This is a genomic window from Cohnella sp. CFH 77786, assembly GCF_019400745.1.
Lineage (GTDB): Bacteria > Bacillota > Bacilli > Paenibacillales > Paenibacillaceae > Cohnella.
On sequence record NZ_WJIB01000003.1, the window covers coordinates 96037 to 112447 of the forward strand.

Consider the following 16411-nt stretch of genomic DNA (forward strand, 5'->3'; position numbering starts at 1 on the left):
GTTAGATCAATCCCTTTGATCTGACTGGTTTTTTTGTTTTTCAAGGAGGTTACTGTCTTCCAGACACAGGTTCCGCGGTATGATCTCCGTCTGACGGATTCTGTCGTCGATTTCAAGCAGCAGCTTCATGAACTGCAATTGTTGTTCCATCTCGATCAGCTCCCGCACAACCGAAACCAATTGTTCTGAAAGTTCACTCAGCAGTATGTCATGCAGGTGTCGACTCTGCCATTGAACATGCCGGCATGTCGGTGAAATGGGATCCGCCGGATGAATCTCATTCGATTCGGGGTGAATCTTATCCGAAAGTGGATGAATCCCATCCGAAACTGCCTGTATCTCATCCGCTAGTTCAGTAGAAGGCGATTTCATGTGCCAAGGATTTGTCGATCGCTCCGGCATGCGTCGCCGATTTGTTCGACAAGTCAATCCAGCCTCCTTGAAGTGATGTTTGGGATCACCGCGCTGTCTATAGCGGCAAGTTTTAGGGCCATCGTATCCAAGCGTTCAAAGAATTCGTTGGCTTAATAATCCAAGAAAAAGAAGCAATCCTACTGCCATGCATTGGCCTGAAGGATTGCTTCTTTTATCGCTTTCTTTCAAAGAACCACTACAATGATGTTTGAGCCGACCCGAACAACCTGAACATTTATACCATACCGGGGTAACGTTCGCCGAATGCCTTTGGACTAACGGCGTCAATAGCGGCTAAATCATCAAGTGTAAGTTGAATATCGACTGCCTCAACATTTTCTTCTAGATATTTTCGGCGTTTCGTACCTGGAATCGGCAACGCGCCTTTCGTTATTGTCCAGGCTATGGCCAGTTGTGCAACCGTGCAGTTCTTCTCTTTGGCGATTTCCCCAAGTTTATACACGATGTCCACATTCTTTTGGAAGTTTTCGCCTTGGAAACGTGGCAAATATCTCCGAATATCATCCGCTTTAAAATCCTCGTATTTACGAAGTTCGCCGGTGATGAAGCCCCTGCTTAGAGGACTGTAAGCTACAAAAGTGATTCCAAGTTCTTTTACGGTAGGAAGAATTTCTTCTTCAACGTCACGACTCCAAAGGGAGTATTCCGTTTGTAAGGCGGAGATTGGATGTACCGTATGTGCTCGGCGAATGGCAGATGCATCTGCTTCAGAGAGTCCAAGATAACGTACCTTTCCTGCCTTAACTAGATCAGCCATCGCTCCAACCGTTTCCTCAATCGGGACATTAGGATCGACACGGTGCTGATAGTACAAGTCGATATAATCAAGGTCAAGACGCCGGAGGCTCTCATCGATTGCTTTCTTTACGTAGTCAGGATGCCCTCCGATGAACTCCCAATTCGGACCAAAGGTAAACTTGGTAGCAACAATGGCCTGCTCTCTTCTCCCTTTCAATGCTTTGCCTAACAATTCCTCATTGTGTCCGTTGCCATACGTATCTGCGGTATCCAGCAACGTTACTCCAAGATCCAGAGCTCGATGAATTGTTTTAATGGACTCTTCATCATCTATGGTGCCGTAAATGCCAGGAGACATTCCCATCATACCCAATCCAATAGAAGAAACGACAAGCTCACTGTGGCCAAGTTTGTGTGTTTTCATTAGATAACCTCATCTCCATTTCTTGACTTCGATGTCCATCATATCACACTAAAATTACATGGTAAACACTTTTTGTTATTTTTGTAAGTCTTGATCCCTTTGCATTTCGTGTATATGCTTTTCAGAATTCAGGGTATAATAAAAAAATAAGGAGGTTAAATCTTGAACAACAATATTAATAGATCGGATAAAATGAACGAGACTCGAGTCAAGCTAGTTACTAAGCTACTCCCTTATTTGCGAAAAAATGGCCTTCAATCCGTTCGGATGGATGAAATCGCAAAAGTGATGGAGATTAGCAGAGTGACTCTATATAAGTATTTTTCAACCAAAGAAGAAATAATCGGATTCATTGTAGATGGTTTTGTTGATTACATGAACGAACTGACTTCCGGCACCTTGGATTCAGATCAAAATTTCGGCACCCGATTCCAGCAAATATTCGTGCAGTCCGTTTCGCTTATTGAGTGTTTCACGGATATTTTCTTAAAGGAACTCGAAACCAGTTACCCGGATTGGTATGATCGATTGAATGAAGCCATGAAGAAGCGAGAACAGCTGGTATTGGCTTTCTACGGAGAAGGAATTCAAAAAGGGATTTTTAACGATATCAATGGCAAGCTGTTAATTATGCAGGATGAGCTTCTAAGGGGAATGTTCAATGTCAAATATTTAATGACGAATCAATTAACCGTTCAACAAATTTTATATGATTATTATCAATTAAAGAAAATTCAGTTATTTAAACCCGAAAAACTTTCAGCCATTGATGATGCTGCCATTATGCCGAGAATTGAGTATTTGGCTCAAAAGATTACCAAAAACCTTTTTTGACAAAAACACGCAGTTCGACTGCGTGTTTTTGTATTTATGCTTCTCAATCCGTTTCGATAGCCTTTTCGCGGGGTCATTTTCATGTTCAGGAGGGATTCAAGAATGAGGATCGTCAAGACGCAGCAGGACCTTGTCGTCCAGTGCTTTGCCGGGGCAACTGATGAATGATCTTGAGTACGACACGGAGAGCGAAATTCGCTTGGGCAGAAAACTATATCGCCGTTTTCGAAGCGGGAGACAACACAGGCTCCTGAGAGTTTCCCCCAAAGAACTTGCCGTTATTTGTGATATGGTTCACCGTAACTATTCTGTACGGAGCAAAAGATTCTTATGAGCAGAATAGCCGGAAACCGTTGGGGGGCCACCTTGAGCCTTCAACGCGTACGGTCAGGCTTTCCAAATGAGATCCATCTTATTGGACAGGGGAGCGAAAAGGGGAGAGAACGCGAGCCTGTTTTCCGTTCCGGCCCTGCATCAGCATAGACGATGACGGAAGGAGCAACAATACACCATAGCAAAGCGCATTTCCAGAATGGAACCGACTCAGCGGTTCCCGAATTGATAAATGGATACTTCAATCGTAGAAATGATACATTTGTAAGCGCAATCATCCATGCTACACTTGACATGTCGAACCGAATCCGCGAATGGAAGCGCTATCCGGAGAGCGCCGTTCCGCACGCGGCATTGCTTAAGCGAATTACAATCAGAGGGGGATTTAGACAGTGAAAAGAACGGCTCTGTTGTCTCTGGTTATCGTAATGATGTTTGCGGCGTTTCTCCTGGGATGTTCGAAGAGGGAAGGGACTTCCGGGGCTTCCGCAACGCCAAGCGCCGCGCCTCAGGAATCGACCGTAAAGGAGGACTCCGGAGCCAAGAGCTCCGGCGGAGAAAAAGTCAAGCTGACGGTTTACAGTACGACGAACGATAAGCCGGTGCAGGAAGTGTACAAGCAAATCGCCGCCGCTTTCACCAGCGAGAATCCGAACATCGAAGTGGATCTTCAATTTCCCGGATCCGAATATGAGAATATTCTGAAGGTCAAGATGGCGGCCAACGATCTTCCCGATGTATTCGATACCCACGGCTGGGCGGTAGTCCGGTACGGAAAGTACCTGGCGGATCTGAGGGACGAACCGTGGGTTCCGAATATGACCGACACGATCAAAGACGTCGTGACGGACAAGGACGGCAAAGTGCATGCGCTCGTCATGAGCGAAGCGAAAGACGGTCTGACTTATAACGTCGACATGCTGAAGCAATATAACATTGAGCCGCCCAAGACATTCGACGAACTGATGGCTGCGGCGGAAAAAATCAAAAAGGAAAGCAAAGGCGCGGTGACTCCGTTCTTCTTCTCGGGGATCGACGATTGGATGATCGGCCAATTTTTCGACTACTTCGCCACCTCCCAGTTGATCAGTCCGCAGCAAAACGAAGCCCAAAACTTGCTGAACAAGACGTTTGACTGGAAGAAGTGGACCCCGCTGCCGGAAAAATATTTGGAGATGTTCAAGAAAGGCTACATCAACAAAGATGTGCTGACGGCCAAGTACAGCGATTTGCCGCAGCAATTCGCCGAAGGAAAAGTCGCGTTCACGCTGCTCGGACCTTCTTTTGCGGATGAAGTGCATAAAATCAATCCCGATCTGAAGATCGGCTTTATGCCGGTGCCTTCCATGGTGAGCGGAGACGAGCCGAACTTCTCCGGAGGAGAGCGATATACCTTCGGCGCTTGGAAGGACGGCAAACATCTGAAAGAAGCGAAGCAGCTCATCGCGTTCTTCGCCAAGACGGAGAACATGGAGAAAATCGCCAATGTGACGAAGCTTCCGCCCGGACTGAAGGGAGTATCGGCCACTCACGAGTTTACCGAGTACTATGAGAAATATGCGAACATCCGCGTATTCCCGTATTTCGACCGGGTTTACCTGCCTAGCGGCATGTGGGACGTCATGTGCAAAACCGGCAGCGCGCTGCTGGGCGGATCCGTCACGCCGGAGCAGTTTTCCGAGAAAATGAAGCAGGAAGCGGAGCGTTTGAGCAACAAGTAAGCGGGAATAAGGTGAAGCGGGGGAAGCTTCCTCCGCTTCCTCGCTTTCCGCAAGGAAGGGGTTGGTAGAACCGTCATGCAAACGTCAACCGAACTTCGGCCGCCGGCTCCGAACCGAAGGCGTACCGGCAAGCTCGCCCATTCACCCTTATGGCTTAATCTTCTGTACGTGCCCGCGCTGGCCCTTTTCGCCGTTTTTATCTTTTATCCCTTTTACAAAGGCATTGTAATATCTTTTACGAACTGGGACGGTTTTTCCCAGGAGTACCGGCATATCGGAATCGCCAACTACAAACGGATGTTTTCCGATCCGGATATCGCCAATGTCATCAAGAACACGCTTATTTACGGAGTAGGCAGCACGCTGTTACAGAATCTGGCCGGTCTGGCTTACGCCTTGTTCCTGAACCAGAGCATCCGGACGCGGGGGCTTGCCCGCACCGTCATTTATTTGCCGGTTATCATCAGTCCGCTGATCATGGGCTACATCTGGTATTTCTTTTTCCAGTATCGGGGCGGCGCGCTGAACGATATCGTTCTGTTGTTCCGGAATGAACCGATCAACCTTCTTGGAGATCCGGGAATTAACGTCTGGATCATTACTTTCGTAAACACGTACCAGTTTCTTGGTATTTCGATGGTTATTTTTCTCGCCGGACTGCAGGTCATCCCGAAAGATTATTATGAAGCGGCTACCATTGACGGCGCGAACGCAGCCGGTAAATTCCGGTACGTTACATGGCCGATGCTGGCTCCTTCCTTGACGATCAGCGTCGTGCTGAATCTGATCGGGGGCTTGAAGCTGTTCGATGTGGTGACGGCCATGACGAACGGCGGTCCAGGCTACGCCTCGGCTTCCTTGTCGAGCATGATGTACCAGCTTTATTTCGGCCGGCAGGATGCCGGTTACGCGGCCTCGCTCGGCAATCTGATGTTTGTGCTCATTTCGATGGTCAGCATTACAGCGCTGGTATTCTTAAGACGGCGGGAGGTGAGCCCGTGATGCGGAATCGTTCAGGGAGAATCGCCCTCTCGTTGCTCATCTGCCTCATTCATGTGCTTCCGTTTTACGTTTTGCTGACCTCTTCGTTCAAGGCGATGGACGACCCGAGCTCCAAATGGGTCATGCCGGGCTATTTTTATCTCGACAACTTCACGAATGCCTGGAAAGAAGCGAATTTGGGCCGGGCTTTTACGAATAATATCGCCATTCTGGTCGGAGCGATCGTTCTCATCGTCATCATCGGTTCCATCGCCGCCTATCCGCTGGCCCGATACAAAACGTCCTGGAACAAATTCGTCTACGCGCTGTTCGTCTCCGCGATGATCGTGCCGCCGCTGACGATTCTCGTTCCGCTGTACAAATTCATGGTCGATATCGGCGGCATGAACTCGTTCTGGGGCATCATTTTGCTTCATGTTACGTTTAATTTGCCGGTCACGATCTTCTTGTACACGGGGTTCATCGACACGATTCCGAAAGAGCTGGATGAAGCCGCGATGATCGACGGTTCCGGCAAGCTGCGCATGTTCTATTCGGTCATCCTGCCGCTGCTCAAGCCGGTCACGGCGACGGTGATCATTCTGACCGGCGTTACGATCTGGAACGATTATCAGTTTTCCGTATTCTTCCTGCAGCAGCCGGATTCGCGAACGATCACGGTCGCGCTGTCGGCTTTCTTCGGCCAATACAACAACAACATCGGATGGGTGGCCGCCGGTTCGTTGATGGGAGCGGTTCCGGTCGCCGGCGTCTATTTGTTCCTGCAGAGGTACTTCATTCACGGATTGTCTTCGGGTGCGGTCAAAGGGTAGCACCGGATTCCGGCACATGCCTGGGGCGTCTTGCGGCGCTGCAGGCATTTTCCAGTTTTCAGGCGGCTTCCCGGCCGATAAGATGGAATTGAACATTCGCTATGCCCAGTATTCCGGAGGAGGGATCAAGTGAAGCTTCGAAGCAAATTATCGCTGCTTTTTCTTGCCACGATCATGATCCCGATTTCGGTGATCATCTTGGCCGTGCCTTCCTTTTATCTTCGTTCCATGAAAGAGCAAATGACGGAAACCGCCAAAGGGACCTTGACGGTTGCGACACAGAATATCGAGATGTACCTGGACGACTTGGATCGGCTGTCCATTACGCCTTACTTCCATTTGGACGTCATGGAAGCCTTGAAAATGAAAGCGAGCAAATCCTACTCGGAATACAGCCCTTATCGGAAAATGCTTGCGGAGAAGGCGCTCACGTTCGCGCTCCCCGCTCAAACCAAAAACATCCGCAAGGACATCATGGGAACGATTCTTCTGCCGTTTGACGGCTCCGTGTATGTCGTGACTCCGGACGGCATTCTGAACGCCGTGAAGGACTATCCCTACAAGGACCAGAGCTGGTACAAAAAAGCCGTCGAGGCGGACGGAGGCGTCGCTTTCATCGGAACGCATCCGCAAGATTATTTCCCTTCGGAGGCAACGAGGACGGCGTTCTCCATTGCGCGGTTGATCAAAGATCCGGACTCGGGCAAACCGCTCGCCGTCATGATGGCGGACGCCGATACCGTCGTATTGGAACGCATTACTCGGGAAATCCGGTTTCATGTCGGTTCCAAGGTGGTCATCCTCGACGATAAACGCAAATTGATTTACGCCAATCGCCCGCTTTCATCGGAGGCGGCCTCTCAAGTGTCGGACGGCCTTGAGACGGTGGAGGACGATAACGACACATTCGCTGCCGTATACAAGACGTTGGATCGGTCGGGATGGAAAATCGCCGTCCTGCTCTCCAATCATGACATCCAATCGCAAGTGCGATGGCTAAAAGAAGTTTGTTACCTTTTTGCGTTCGGGGGATTCGCCGTCACGCTGCTGCTTTATTTCACGCTCTCTTATTGGATGGTCGATCCGTTCAAGAGAATGATTCAGATGATGAAGAAGGTGCAGCGCGGCGATCTGCGCGGCAGGCTGAAGGTCCGGGGCAAGGATGAGGTGGCGCAGCTCGGACATGCCTTGAACACGATGATCGAACAATTGAACGACTTAATCGACAGGGAATACCGCGCCGAGCTTAACAAACGGAATGCGGAATACCGGGCGCTTCAGTCGCAGATTCAGCCGCATTTTCTGTACAACACGTTAAACGGTTTTCTCGCCTTGAACCGGATCGGGCAGACCGAGAGGCTGGAGCAAGCCATTTTCTCCCTTAGCGACATGCTTCGGTATACTCTGGGGCATACCGAATGGACGACGGTTCGGGAGGAGTTCGATTTTCTCCGCCGTTATTGCGAACTGCAGCGGATTCGTTTCGAGGAACGCTTGCAGGTATCCATCGACGCGCAGCCGCAAACGGAAGCATTCAAAATCCCGAAGCTGCTGCTGCAGCCACTGGTTGAAAACGCTATTATTCATGGAATCGAGCCGAAAGACAGCCCGGGACATTTGCAGGTGTCCGCTTGGCTTGACGAAGAGGCCGGAGGCCCGATGCTGCGGATCCGGGTTGCGGATGACGGCGTCGGATTTTCCGTCCGTCCTGAAAGCATCAAGCATAGCGTAGGTTTAACCAACGTCAAGGAAAGATTAAAGCTTGCTTTTGAGAATGCATCATGGGTATTGGAATCGGATCGCGGATCGGGAACCCGTATAACGATCGAAATTCCTGTGGAGGATGTGAAGCCATGAAAATCGTGATTGCAGACGATGAGCGGCTGTCGCGCGTCAATCTGGTGCAGATGATCGGAAAAATGTCCCAGCCCTGGGAACTCGCTGGCGAAGCCGCGAACGGCGAGGAGCTGGTCGAGCTTGTCCGCGAACAGATGCCGGACATCGCCATTGTCGATATCCGGATGCCGAAGATGAACGGCTTGACCGCCATCCAAACGGCCCGCGAAGTATCCCCGCTCACGCAATGGATTATCCTTAGCGGCTTCTCGGATTTTGAATACGCCAGGCAAGCCATTCAGCTGGGAGCTTCGGAATACCTGCTCAAACCGGTTCGGTCGGAGCAATTGGAACAAACCTTGAATCGGGTGTTCAAGGATAATGTCCGGTACAAGCTGTTGCTGAACAAGCAGTTCGAGAATGATTTGACGGCTCTGTACCACGGGCTTGCCTGCATCGATCAAGAGCCGGATGGCAGCATGATGAGAAACGGGAACTTCAGCGCTTTGCTGTTCTATATCGACGGATCCTGTACCGGGGCGGAAATGATGCGCCGGCAGTCCGAATTCAGCCGGGATGTCCGTACGCAATTGGACGATTTGACCCGGAATGGATTTTGCACCGCGCTTGTGGCCCTTTCCGGCGGAGAACTGGCCGCCGTGGCCGCGTCGGAAACCGAAAGAAGCGGTCGGACGGCAGCCATGCTGCGGACCAAGCTGGAAAAGCTGCTCGGGCAATACGGCAGTTCTTCCTTGAAAATAACGGCTTTGCAAACGGCGGAATGCGATTCGTTCCCTTCGTTGTTCGAGCAAACGGAGCTGCTGAGGGAAAAGGCCTGCCTTAGACCGGTCCTGGGCATCGGCCGCCTATGGACGATGGAGGAGATGGATCATTCGGCGAATAACGCAGCATGGACGGAAATCGGCAAGCACCTGATCGAACTGGCAGCGGCGTATAAAGCCAAGCAATATCTGCATTTTCAGAACGGGATCGGCAGCCTGGAGAAAAAGCTGGAACGATGCAAGGACGCTGAGCATCCGAAAGCGGTCGGCAACTGCGCCCGTTTCTTAGCATGTACGATGAATGGTGACGAAGGAGAAGCGCCGAATTTCCAAGCCATCATCGGGCAGTTGAAGAGGCGCGGGGAACGGCTGCTGGAGGAGAACCATAGCGATGACAACCGTCTGACCCGAATCGTGGATCAAGTCATTTCCATCATCGAAGAGAAATACATGGACGATATCAGCCTGGGCCAGATCGCCGCCGAGCTGGACATGACGCAAAATTATTTGAGCTTTTTATTTCACAAGCAGACAGGTACGACGTTCATGAAGTACCTCACCCGAATCCGGATGCTGAAAGCCAAGGAGCTGCTCAGCGGCTCGGATATGCAAGTTCAACAGGTTGCAAACAAGGTCGGTTATTATAGCACCCGCTATTTTTCCAAATTGTTCCGGGAAGCGGCAGGCTGCCAGCCTTCGGAATACCGCAAGAGATTCGAGAAGGTCAATTAGAGACAACTGGAGAAGGACTGCATAGTCGCGCTCGAGATCGCCTCCGCAGCCACAACCGCGATCCGAACCGGGCGCAAGGTTGAACTTGTAAGGAAGAGATCGCGTTTTTCCTGAGGGGGTGCTATTATGGCTATAAATTCGTATGATAGCCGCAGCCTGATATCGAAAGTGATCAGCAACTCGGCGAATTTATGCCCGAACTGGCGATCCGAAGATCGACCGGTCGTCCGAACAACAACCAAAGACTGGATGAAGAATGATGAAGCCAACGATTTACGATATCGCCAGAATCGCGGAAGTGTCGACAGCCACCGTCTCCAAGGTATTGAATAACAACGGGCGGATCAGCGAAAAAACAAGAAAAAGAATTTTGAAAATCATGGAGGACCTTCAGTATCAACCGAACGTGCTGGCGTCCGCCATGAAAGGCAAATTCACGTATCAGATCGCTCTCCTGATTCCCGATATCGACAATCCGATCTATGCCCAGTATTTGAAGCATATAGAAGAACGCGGCCAAGGGTTCGGTTTCAGCATCGTCATGTGCAGTACGGACAACAATCCCGAGAAGGAAGCCAGGCATGTCTCTTTAATGCTGCAGAAGCGGGTGGACGGGTTCATTATCGCTTCCAAGTTCAAAAACGAAGAATTGCTGAATAAGCTGCTGAAAGACAAGGTTCCGGTCGTTTTGTTCGCCTATGAAAAGCCTGAATTGCTGATCGACAGCGTCACGGCGGACGATTTTTTGGGCGGCATTGCGGCTACGGATCACTTGGTATCCCTGGGACATCGACGTATCGCCATGATTGCCGAGGATTCGTACAGCGGCAAAGAGCGGCTTCGAGGCTATATGACCGCTTTGCGGAGTGCGGGGATCGAACCGGACGAATCCCTCGTCATTTACAGCGGAGCCGGATTGGAAGACGCGGAGGAGACTGGCGGACGGCTGTTGGATGTAAAGGAAAGGCCGAGCGCAATATTCGGCTGCAACGACATTATGGCTGTAGGCGCCGTGCGGGCAGCGAGAAAACGGGGCCTAGCCGTGCCGGACGAGCTTTCCGTGATCGGATTTGACAATACGGCCTTGTGTACCGTCAGCCACCCGGAGTTGACCTCCATCTCGATGCCGGTAAGCGATTTGGGCCAGAAGGTGATGGAAGTGATCGTCGACAAAATCGAAGGCAAAGACAAGATCAAGCAGAGAATCCGGTTGTTCCCCGAGCTTGTCGTACGCGGCTCCACGGCGCAAAAGCGATAAACAAAGGAGTTGCAAAACCGGATACCCTGATATAATATAAGATCGACAGTGGGTAATCGATTAACCTACTCTGGCAATTCGCCTCGGTTGCCAACTAATCGCACGACAAATGAAGAATTTGCAAGCGCTTTCCAGAAAGCGATCCACCGATTGGAGGGTGAACATGAAAACGATCCGCTTGACGATGGCACAGGCACTTCTGAAGTTCCTGGATCGGCAATACGTCTCGATCGACGGAACGGAAACCAAGTTCGTGAAAGGCGTTATGGGCATTTTCGGGCATGGCAACGTGACGGGGCTCGGCGAGGCGCTAGAGCGAAGTGCCGGAGACCTGATCTATATCCAAGGCAAGAACGAACAAGGGATGGTTCACGCCGCAACCGCATACGCGAAGCAGATGAACCGCAGGCAAATTTGGGCCTGCACCTCTTCCATCGGCCCCGGGGCGCTCAATATGGTGACGGCGGCGGCGACGGCGACGGTGAACCGCATCCCCGTGCTGCTGCTTCCCGGAGACAACTTCGCGACCCGTCAGCCGGACCCGGTGCTTCAGCAGCTGGAAGTGGCCGGGGATTACACGGTCTCGGCGAACGATCCGTTCAAGCCGGTCAGCAAATATTGGGACCGGATCACGCGTCCCGAGCAGCTGATGACTGCCGCGCTGCAGGCCATGCGCGTGCTGACCCACCCTGCCGAGACGGGAGCCGTTACGCTGGCGCTGCCGCAGGATGTGCAAGCGGAGGCTTACGATTATCCGGAGGAGTTCTTCGAGAGGCGTGTCCATTACATCGATCGGCGTCCGGCGGCGGAGGAGGCGGTCAAGCGGGCGGCGGAGCTGGTCAAGGGCAAGAAGCGGCCGCTGCTGATCGCGGGCGGCGGGGTTCTGTACAGCGGCGCGGCGAACGAGCTGGCGGATTTCGCCGAAGCGTTCGGCTTTCCGGTCGCCGAGACTCAGGCGGGGAAGAGCTCGCTGCCCTGGAACCATCCGCTGAATGTCGGCGCGATCGGGGTCACCGGGTCGCTGGCGGCGAACAAGCTCGCCAAGGAAGCGGATCTGATCATCGGCGTAGGCACGCGGTATTCCGATTTTACGACAGCCTCGAAATCCGCGTTCGCCGATCCGGAAGTCCGCTTCGTCAACATCAACGTCAGCGGCTTCGACTCCGCGAAGCTGAGCGGGGCGGCCATTACGGCCGATGCGAAGGAAGGATTGAAGGCGCTGAAGGACGCGCTGGCCGCGGCCGGCTACCGGAGCGCATATGGGGATGGGGAAATCGCCGGGCTGAAGCAACAATGGGATGCGGAAGTGGACCGGCTGTACGGACTCGAAATCGAGGCCGGGCTGGCCCAAACCCGCGCGCTCGGCGTCATCAACGAGACGATCGATCCGAATGCCGTCGTCGTTTGCGCGGCCGGCAGCCTTCCGGGCGATTTGCACCGGCTGTGGAGGGCGCAAACGCCGAAGTCGTACCACATGGAGTATGGATTCTCCTGCATGGGCTACGAGGTCAGCGGGGCTTTCGGCGCGGCGCTCGCCGAACCGGGACGGGAAGTGTACGCGGTTGTCGGGGACGGCAGTTATTTGATGCTTCATTCCGAGCTGGTGACAAGCCTTCAAGAGGGCCGCAAATTCACGATTTTACTGTTCGACAACCATGGCTTCCAATGCATCCACAACTTGCAGAGAGGACATGGCAGCGACGGCTTCGGCAACGAATTCCGCTACCGCGAGAGCGGGACGGGACGTTTGACGGGCGGCTACCTGCCGATCGATTTCGCCGCGCATGCCCGCAGCTTGGGCGCGAAGTCATACAAGGCCCGCACGGCGGAAGAGCTGCGGGAAGCGCTGAAGCAAGCGAAAGCGGAGACGGTCACCACCCTGATCGAAATCCCGGTCGTGCCGGGCACGAATACGGGAGGCTACGAGTCCTGGTGGAACGTGGGCGTGCCCGAAGTGTCCGTCAGCGGCAAAGTCGTTACCGCGCATGAAGAGATGAAGAAGCGAATCGACGCGGCGAGGCCTTATTAAAGAGAAAGGGGGACGTTCGAGATGGCTAAACTGCCGTTCCGGCTCGGGGCGCACCCGATCAACTGGGTCGGGGAAGACGTGAAGGAGCACGGCGCCGATACGACGTTCGAACAAATCGTGGACGACATGCGGAAGCTGGGTCTCGAGGGCACCGAGATGGGGCGTAAATACCCGGTCGATCCCGCGGCACTGAAGCGGGAACTGTCCGATCGGGGCCTTACGCTCGTGTCGCAGTGGAAATCGGTGCTGTTTTCCGATCCCGCTTACCGGGAGCGGGAGCTGCAGGCGTACCGCAAGCACGCGGAGTTTTTGCAGGAAATGGGCGCCGCGGTCATCAGCACCTGCGAGGTCGGCGGCTCTCTGCATTTCGATCCCAGGCGGACGCCGAACGAGAAAGAAGTGCTTCGGCTGGACGATGCCGGCTGGAACAGCTTGGCCGAAGGGCTGAACGCCGCCGGAGCGATCGCCCGGGAGTATGGGCTTCAGCTCACCTACCACCATCACGGGGGAACCGCCGTGGAGCGGCCGGAGGAAATCGACCGCCTGATGGAGCTCACCGATCCCGAGCTCGTCTACCTGCTGTTCGATACCGGGCACGCGTATTACGGAGGAGCCGAACCGCTTGACGTGCTTCGCAAGCATTACGGTCGCATCGCTTACGTTCATCTCAAGGACGTCCGGAAGGCGGTGCTCGAGGAAGCGCGCGCGGAAGGCGCCGATTTCGTCACCTGCATCCGCAAGGGCGTCTTCACGGTGCCGGGAACCGGGGATTTGGACTTCCGCCCGATCGTCCGCGAACTCGTCGGCCGCGGGTACAGCGGTTGGGCGATGCTGGAAGGCGAGCAGGACCCTGCCGCGCATCCGGCTTACGAGTACGCCAAACGGGCGATTGAGTATTTGGACTCCCTTATTTCGACGAAGGCAGGCGATTGACATGACCTATCTCGCTTTTCCGGCTGGGAAGACGCTGGACTTTACCGCCGTCGGCAGGCTTTGCATCGATTTGAACGCCAACGAGATCAACCGCCCGATGGAAGAGACGGTGACGTTCACGAAGTATGTCGGAGGCTCTCCGGCCAATATCGCCATCGGCATGTCGCGGTTCGGAATGAAGACGGCTTTCGTCGGCAAAGTCGCGAACGATCAGATGGGCCGGTTCATCCAAGGTTACCTGGAGCGAAACGGCATCGAAACGGGCAATGTGGTGATCGACCATACGGGAGCGGTAACCGGGCTCGCATTCACCGAAATCAAGAGCCCGACCGACTGCAGCATCCTGATGTACAGGGACAATGTCGCGGATCTGAAGCTGGCTCCGGGCGAAGTGCAAGAAGAGCTGGTCGCGCGAACGAAGCTTCTGCTCATCTCGGGGACGGCTCTGGCCAAGAGCCCGTCGCGCGAGGCGGTGTTCCAGTCGCTCGCTTACGCCAAGAAGCATGGAGCCGTCATCGCCTTCGACCTCGATTACCGTCCGTACACCTGGACTTCGCCCGAGGAGACGGCCGTCTATTACAATCTGGCCGCGGAGAAGTGCGACATCATCATCGGCACGCGCGAAGAATTCGACATGATGGAGAAATTCGAGCGCAATCCGGAGCGCAATGACCGGATCACGGCCGCCAAGTGGTTCGACTACTCGGCCAAGATCGTCATCATCAAGCACGGCAAAGAGGGCTCCATCGCCTATACCAAGGACGGCGCCGCCCACCGCGCGAAGAGCTTCCCGGCCAAGGTCGTCAAGACGTTCGGGGCCGGCGATTCCTACGCCGCAGGCTTCCTGTACGGCATCATGCAAGGATGGACGCTGGAGAAAAGCATGGAGTTCGGAAGCGCCTCGGCCTGCATCGTCATTTCGAGCCACAGCTGCTCCGACGCGATGCCCTCGGCCGAACAGGTGCACGAATATATCGACCGCTGCAACCGAGGCGAAATTACGGCTTCTTGATCGGATCGACCGGTTTCGAAAATTCATGAGCGATAATGGGGAAAGGGGAACAGCACCATGACTACCGTCTTGAAAAACTGGATCGGCGGCGAGTGGATCGACTCGTCGGCAACCGGGACAGAACCCGTATTTAATCCGGCCACCGAAGAGGTATTGGCCCTCGTGCCGCTGTCTGTCCAAGAGGATGTGGACCGGGCGGTTCAAGCGGCGCAGAATGCGTTCCAGACCTGGAGCCGCACGCCGGTTCCGCGCCGCGCCCGCGTGATGTTCAAATACCAGCAGCTGCTGGTGGAGAATTGGGAAGAGCTCGCGAAGCTGGTCACCCTGGAGAACGGCAAGAGCTACAACGAAGCGTACGGCGAAGTCCAGCGCGGCATCGAGTGCGTCGAATTCGCGGCGGGCGCGCCGTCGCTCATGATGGGCAAGCAGCTCCCGGATATCGCAACGAACCTCGAATCCGGCATGTACCGCTATCCGATCGGGGTCGTCGGAGGCATTACGCCGTTCAATTTTCCGATGATGGTACCGTGCTGGATGTTCCCGCTGGCGATCGCGTGCGGCAACACCTTCGTGCTCAAGCCTTCGGAGCGCACCCCGCTGCTGGCGAACCGGCTGGCGGAGCTGTTCCACGAGGCGGGGCTTCCGGCGGGCGTCTTCAATATCGTACACGGGGCGCGAGATGTCGTGAACGGCATTCTGGAGCATCCCGGCATCAAGGCGGTTTCGTTCGTCGGCTCCCAACCCGTTGCCGAATACGTATACAAAACGGCTTCCGCGCACGGCAAACGAGTGCAAGCGCTGGCCGGCGCCAAGAACCACTCCATCGTCCTGCCGGATGCGGACCTCGATCTTGCGGTCAAAGAAATCACCAACGCCGCCTTCGGTTCGGCGGGCGAGCGCTGCATGGCTTGCTCCGTCGTCGTGGCGGTAGGCGAGGTCGCGGACGCGCTGGTGGGCAAGCTGGTGGAGGCGGCGAACAAAATCACGATCGGAAACGGCCTGACGGAGGGAGTCTTCCTCGGACCGGTCATTCGCGGACCGCACAAGGAACGGACGATCCAGTATATCGAAACCGGCGAGAAAGAAGGCGCGCTGCTCGTTCGCGACGGCCGCAAGGACGAGGCGGCCGGCGAATCCGGCTATTTCGTGGGCCCGACGATTTTCGACCAAGTGGAGTGCGGCATGAAAATTTGGGAAGACGAAATTTTCGCGCCGGTGCTCTCCATCGTTCGCGTCGGTACGCTGGAAGAGGCGATCGAACTGGCGAACCGCTCGGAATTCGCCAACGGCGCTTGCATCTTTACGAAGAGCGGCGGCAGCGTTAGGCAATTCCGCGAGACGATCGACGCCGGCATGCTCGGCGTGAACCTTGGCGTGCCGGCTCCGATGGCGTTTTTCCCGTTCTCCGGCTGGAAAAAATCGTTCTACGGCGATCTGCACGCCAACGGAACGGACGGCGTGGAGTTCTACACCCGCAAGAAAATGGTGACCACCCGCTGGTAAGCGGGGCAGGGGATTCGGGCGCAGCCG

13 protein-coding genes are annotated in these 16411 nt (G+C 54.3%); 11 read left to right on the plus strand and 2 right to left on the minus strand.

Annotation, left to right across the window (positions count from 1 at the left end; all coding sequences use genetic code 11):
- Window positions 1-6 precede the first annotated feature (6 nt).
- Window positions 7-429: a hypothetical protein gene (locus tag GE107_RS05660; protein ID WP_219638704.1), complete on the minus strand. Its 423-nt coding sequence runs from the start codon at window positions 427-429 to the stop codon at window positions 7-9.
- 220 nt (window positions 430-649) lie between these two features.
- Window positions 650-1597, minus strand: coding sequence for an aldo/keto reductase (locus GE107_RS05665; protein ID WP_219638706.1), 948 nt, complete (start codon window positions 1595-1597; stop codon window positions 650-652).
- Between the two features lie 162 nt (window positions 1598-1759).
- Between GE107_RS05665 and GE107_RS05670 the strand changes: the two genes are divergently transcribed.
- The 11 genes from GE107_RS05670 (at window position 1760) to GE107_RS05720 (ending at window position 16384) form a co-directional block, all read left to right on the plus strand.
- Window positions 1760-2431 carry a TetR/AcrR family transcriptional regulator gene (locus GE107_RS05670; protein ID WP_255570248.1) on the plus strand — a complete coding sequence of 224 codons (672 nt, stop codon included), beginning with the start codon at window positions 1760-1762 and terminating at the stop codon, window positions 2429-2431.
- A 725-nt stretch (window positions 2432-3156) separates the two neighbouring features.
- Window positions 3157-4485 (plus strand): ABC transporter substrate-binding protein, encoded by a 1329-nt coding sequence (locus GE107_RS05675; RefSeq protein WP_370636270.1) that lies wholly within the window; start codon window positions 3157-3159, stop codon window positions 4483-4485.
- Between the two features lie 75 nt (window positions 4486-4560).
- Window positions 4561-5487, plus strand: a complete 927-nt coding sequence (locus GE107_RS05680; protein WP_219638708.1) for a carbohydrate ABC transporter permease — start codon at window positions 4561-4563, stop codon at window positions 5485-5487.
- Window positions 5487-6299, plus strand: coding sequence for a carbohydrate ABC transporter permease (locus tag GE107_RS05685; RefSeq protein ID WP_219638710.1), 813 nt, complete (start codon window positions 5487-5489; stop codon window positions 6297-6299). The genes GE107_RS05680 and GE107_RS05685 overlap by 1 nt, the downstream gene beginning before the upstream one ends.
- A gap of 129 nt (window positions 6300-6428) precedes the next feature.
- Window positions 6429-8156, plus strand: coding sequence for a cache domain-containing sensor histidine kinase (locus GE107_RS05690; protein WP_219638712.1), 1728 nt, complete (start codon window positions 6429-6431; stop codon window positions 8154-8156).
- Window positions 8153-9649, plus strand: a complete 1497-nt coding sequence (locus GE107_RS05695) for a response regulator transcription factor (protein ID WP_219638714.1) — start codon at window positions 8153-8155, stop codon at window positions 9647-9649. Before GE107_RS05690 ends, GE107_RS05695 begins: the two co-directional genes overlap by 4 nt.
- Window positions 9650-9908: 259 nt before the next feature.
- Window positions 9909-10907 carry a LacI family DNA-binding transcriptional regulator gene (locus tag GE107_RS05700; RefSeq protein ID WP_219638715.1) on the plus strand — a complete coding sequence of 333 codons (999 nt, stop codon included), beginning with the start codon at window positions 9909-9911 and terminating at the stop codon, window positions 10905-10907.
- 163 nt (window positions 10908-11070) lie between these two features.
- Window positions 11071-12936, plus strand: a complete 1866-nt coding sequence (iolD, locus tag GE107_RS05705) for a 3D-(3,5/4)-trihydroxycyclohexane-1,2-dione acylhydrolase (decyclizing) (RefSeq protein WP_219638716.1) — start codon at window positions 11071-11073, stop codon at window positions 12934-12936.
- A 21-nt stretch (window positions 12937-12957) separates the two neighbouring features.
- Window positions 12958-13869, plus strand: a complete 912-nt coding sequence (gene iolE / locus GE107_RS05710; RefSeq protein ID WP_219638717.1) for a myo-inosose-2 dehydratase — start codon at window positions 12958-12960, stop codon at window positions 13867-13869.
- Window position 13870: 1 nt separating this feature from the next.
- Window positions 13871-14881, plus strand: coding sequence for a 5-dehydro-2-deoxygluconokinase (iolC, locus tag GE107_RS05715; protein WP_219638718.1), 1011 nt, complete (start codon window positions 13871-13873; stop codon window positions 14879-14881).
- A gap of 57 nt (window positions 14882-14938) precedes the next feature.
- Window positions 14939-16384, plus strand: coding sequence for a CoA-acylating methylmalonate-semialdehyde dehydrogenase (locus GE107_RS05720; protein ID WP_219638719.1), 1446 nt, complete (start codon window positions 14939-14941; stop codon window positions 16382-16384).
- The last annotated feature ends 27 nt before the right edge of the window (window positions 16385-16411 follow it).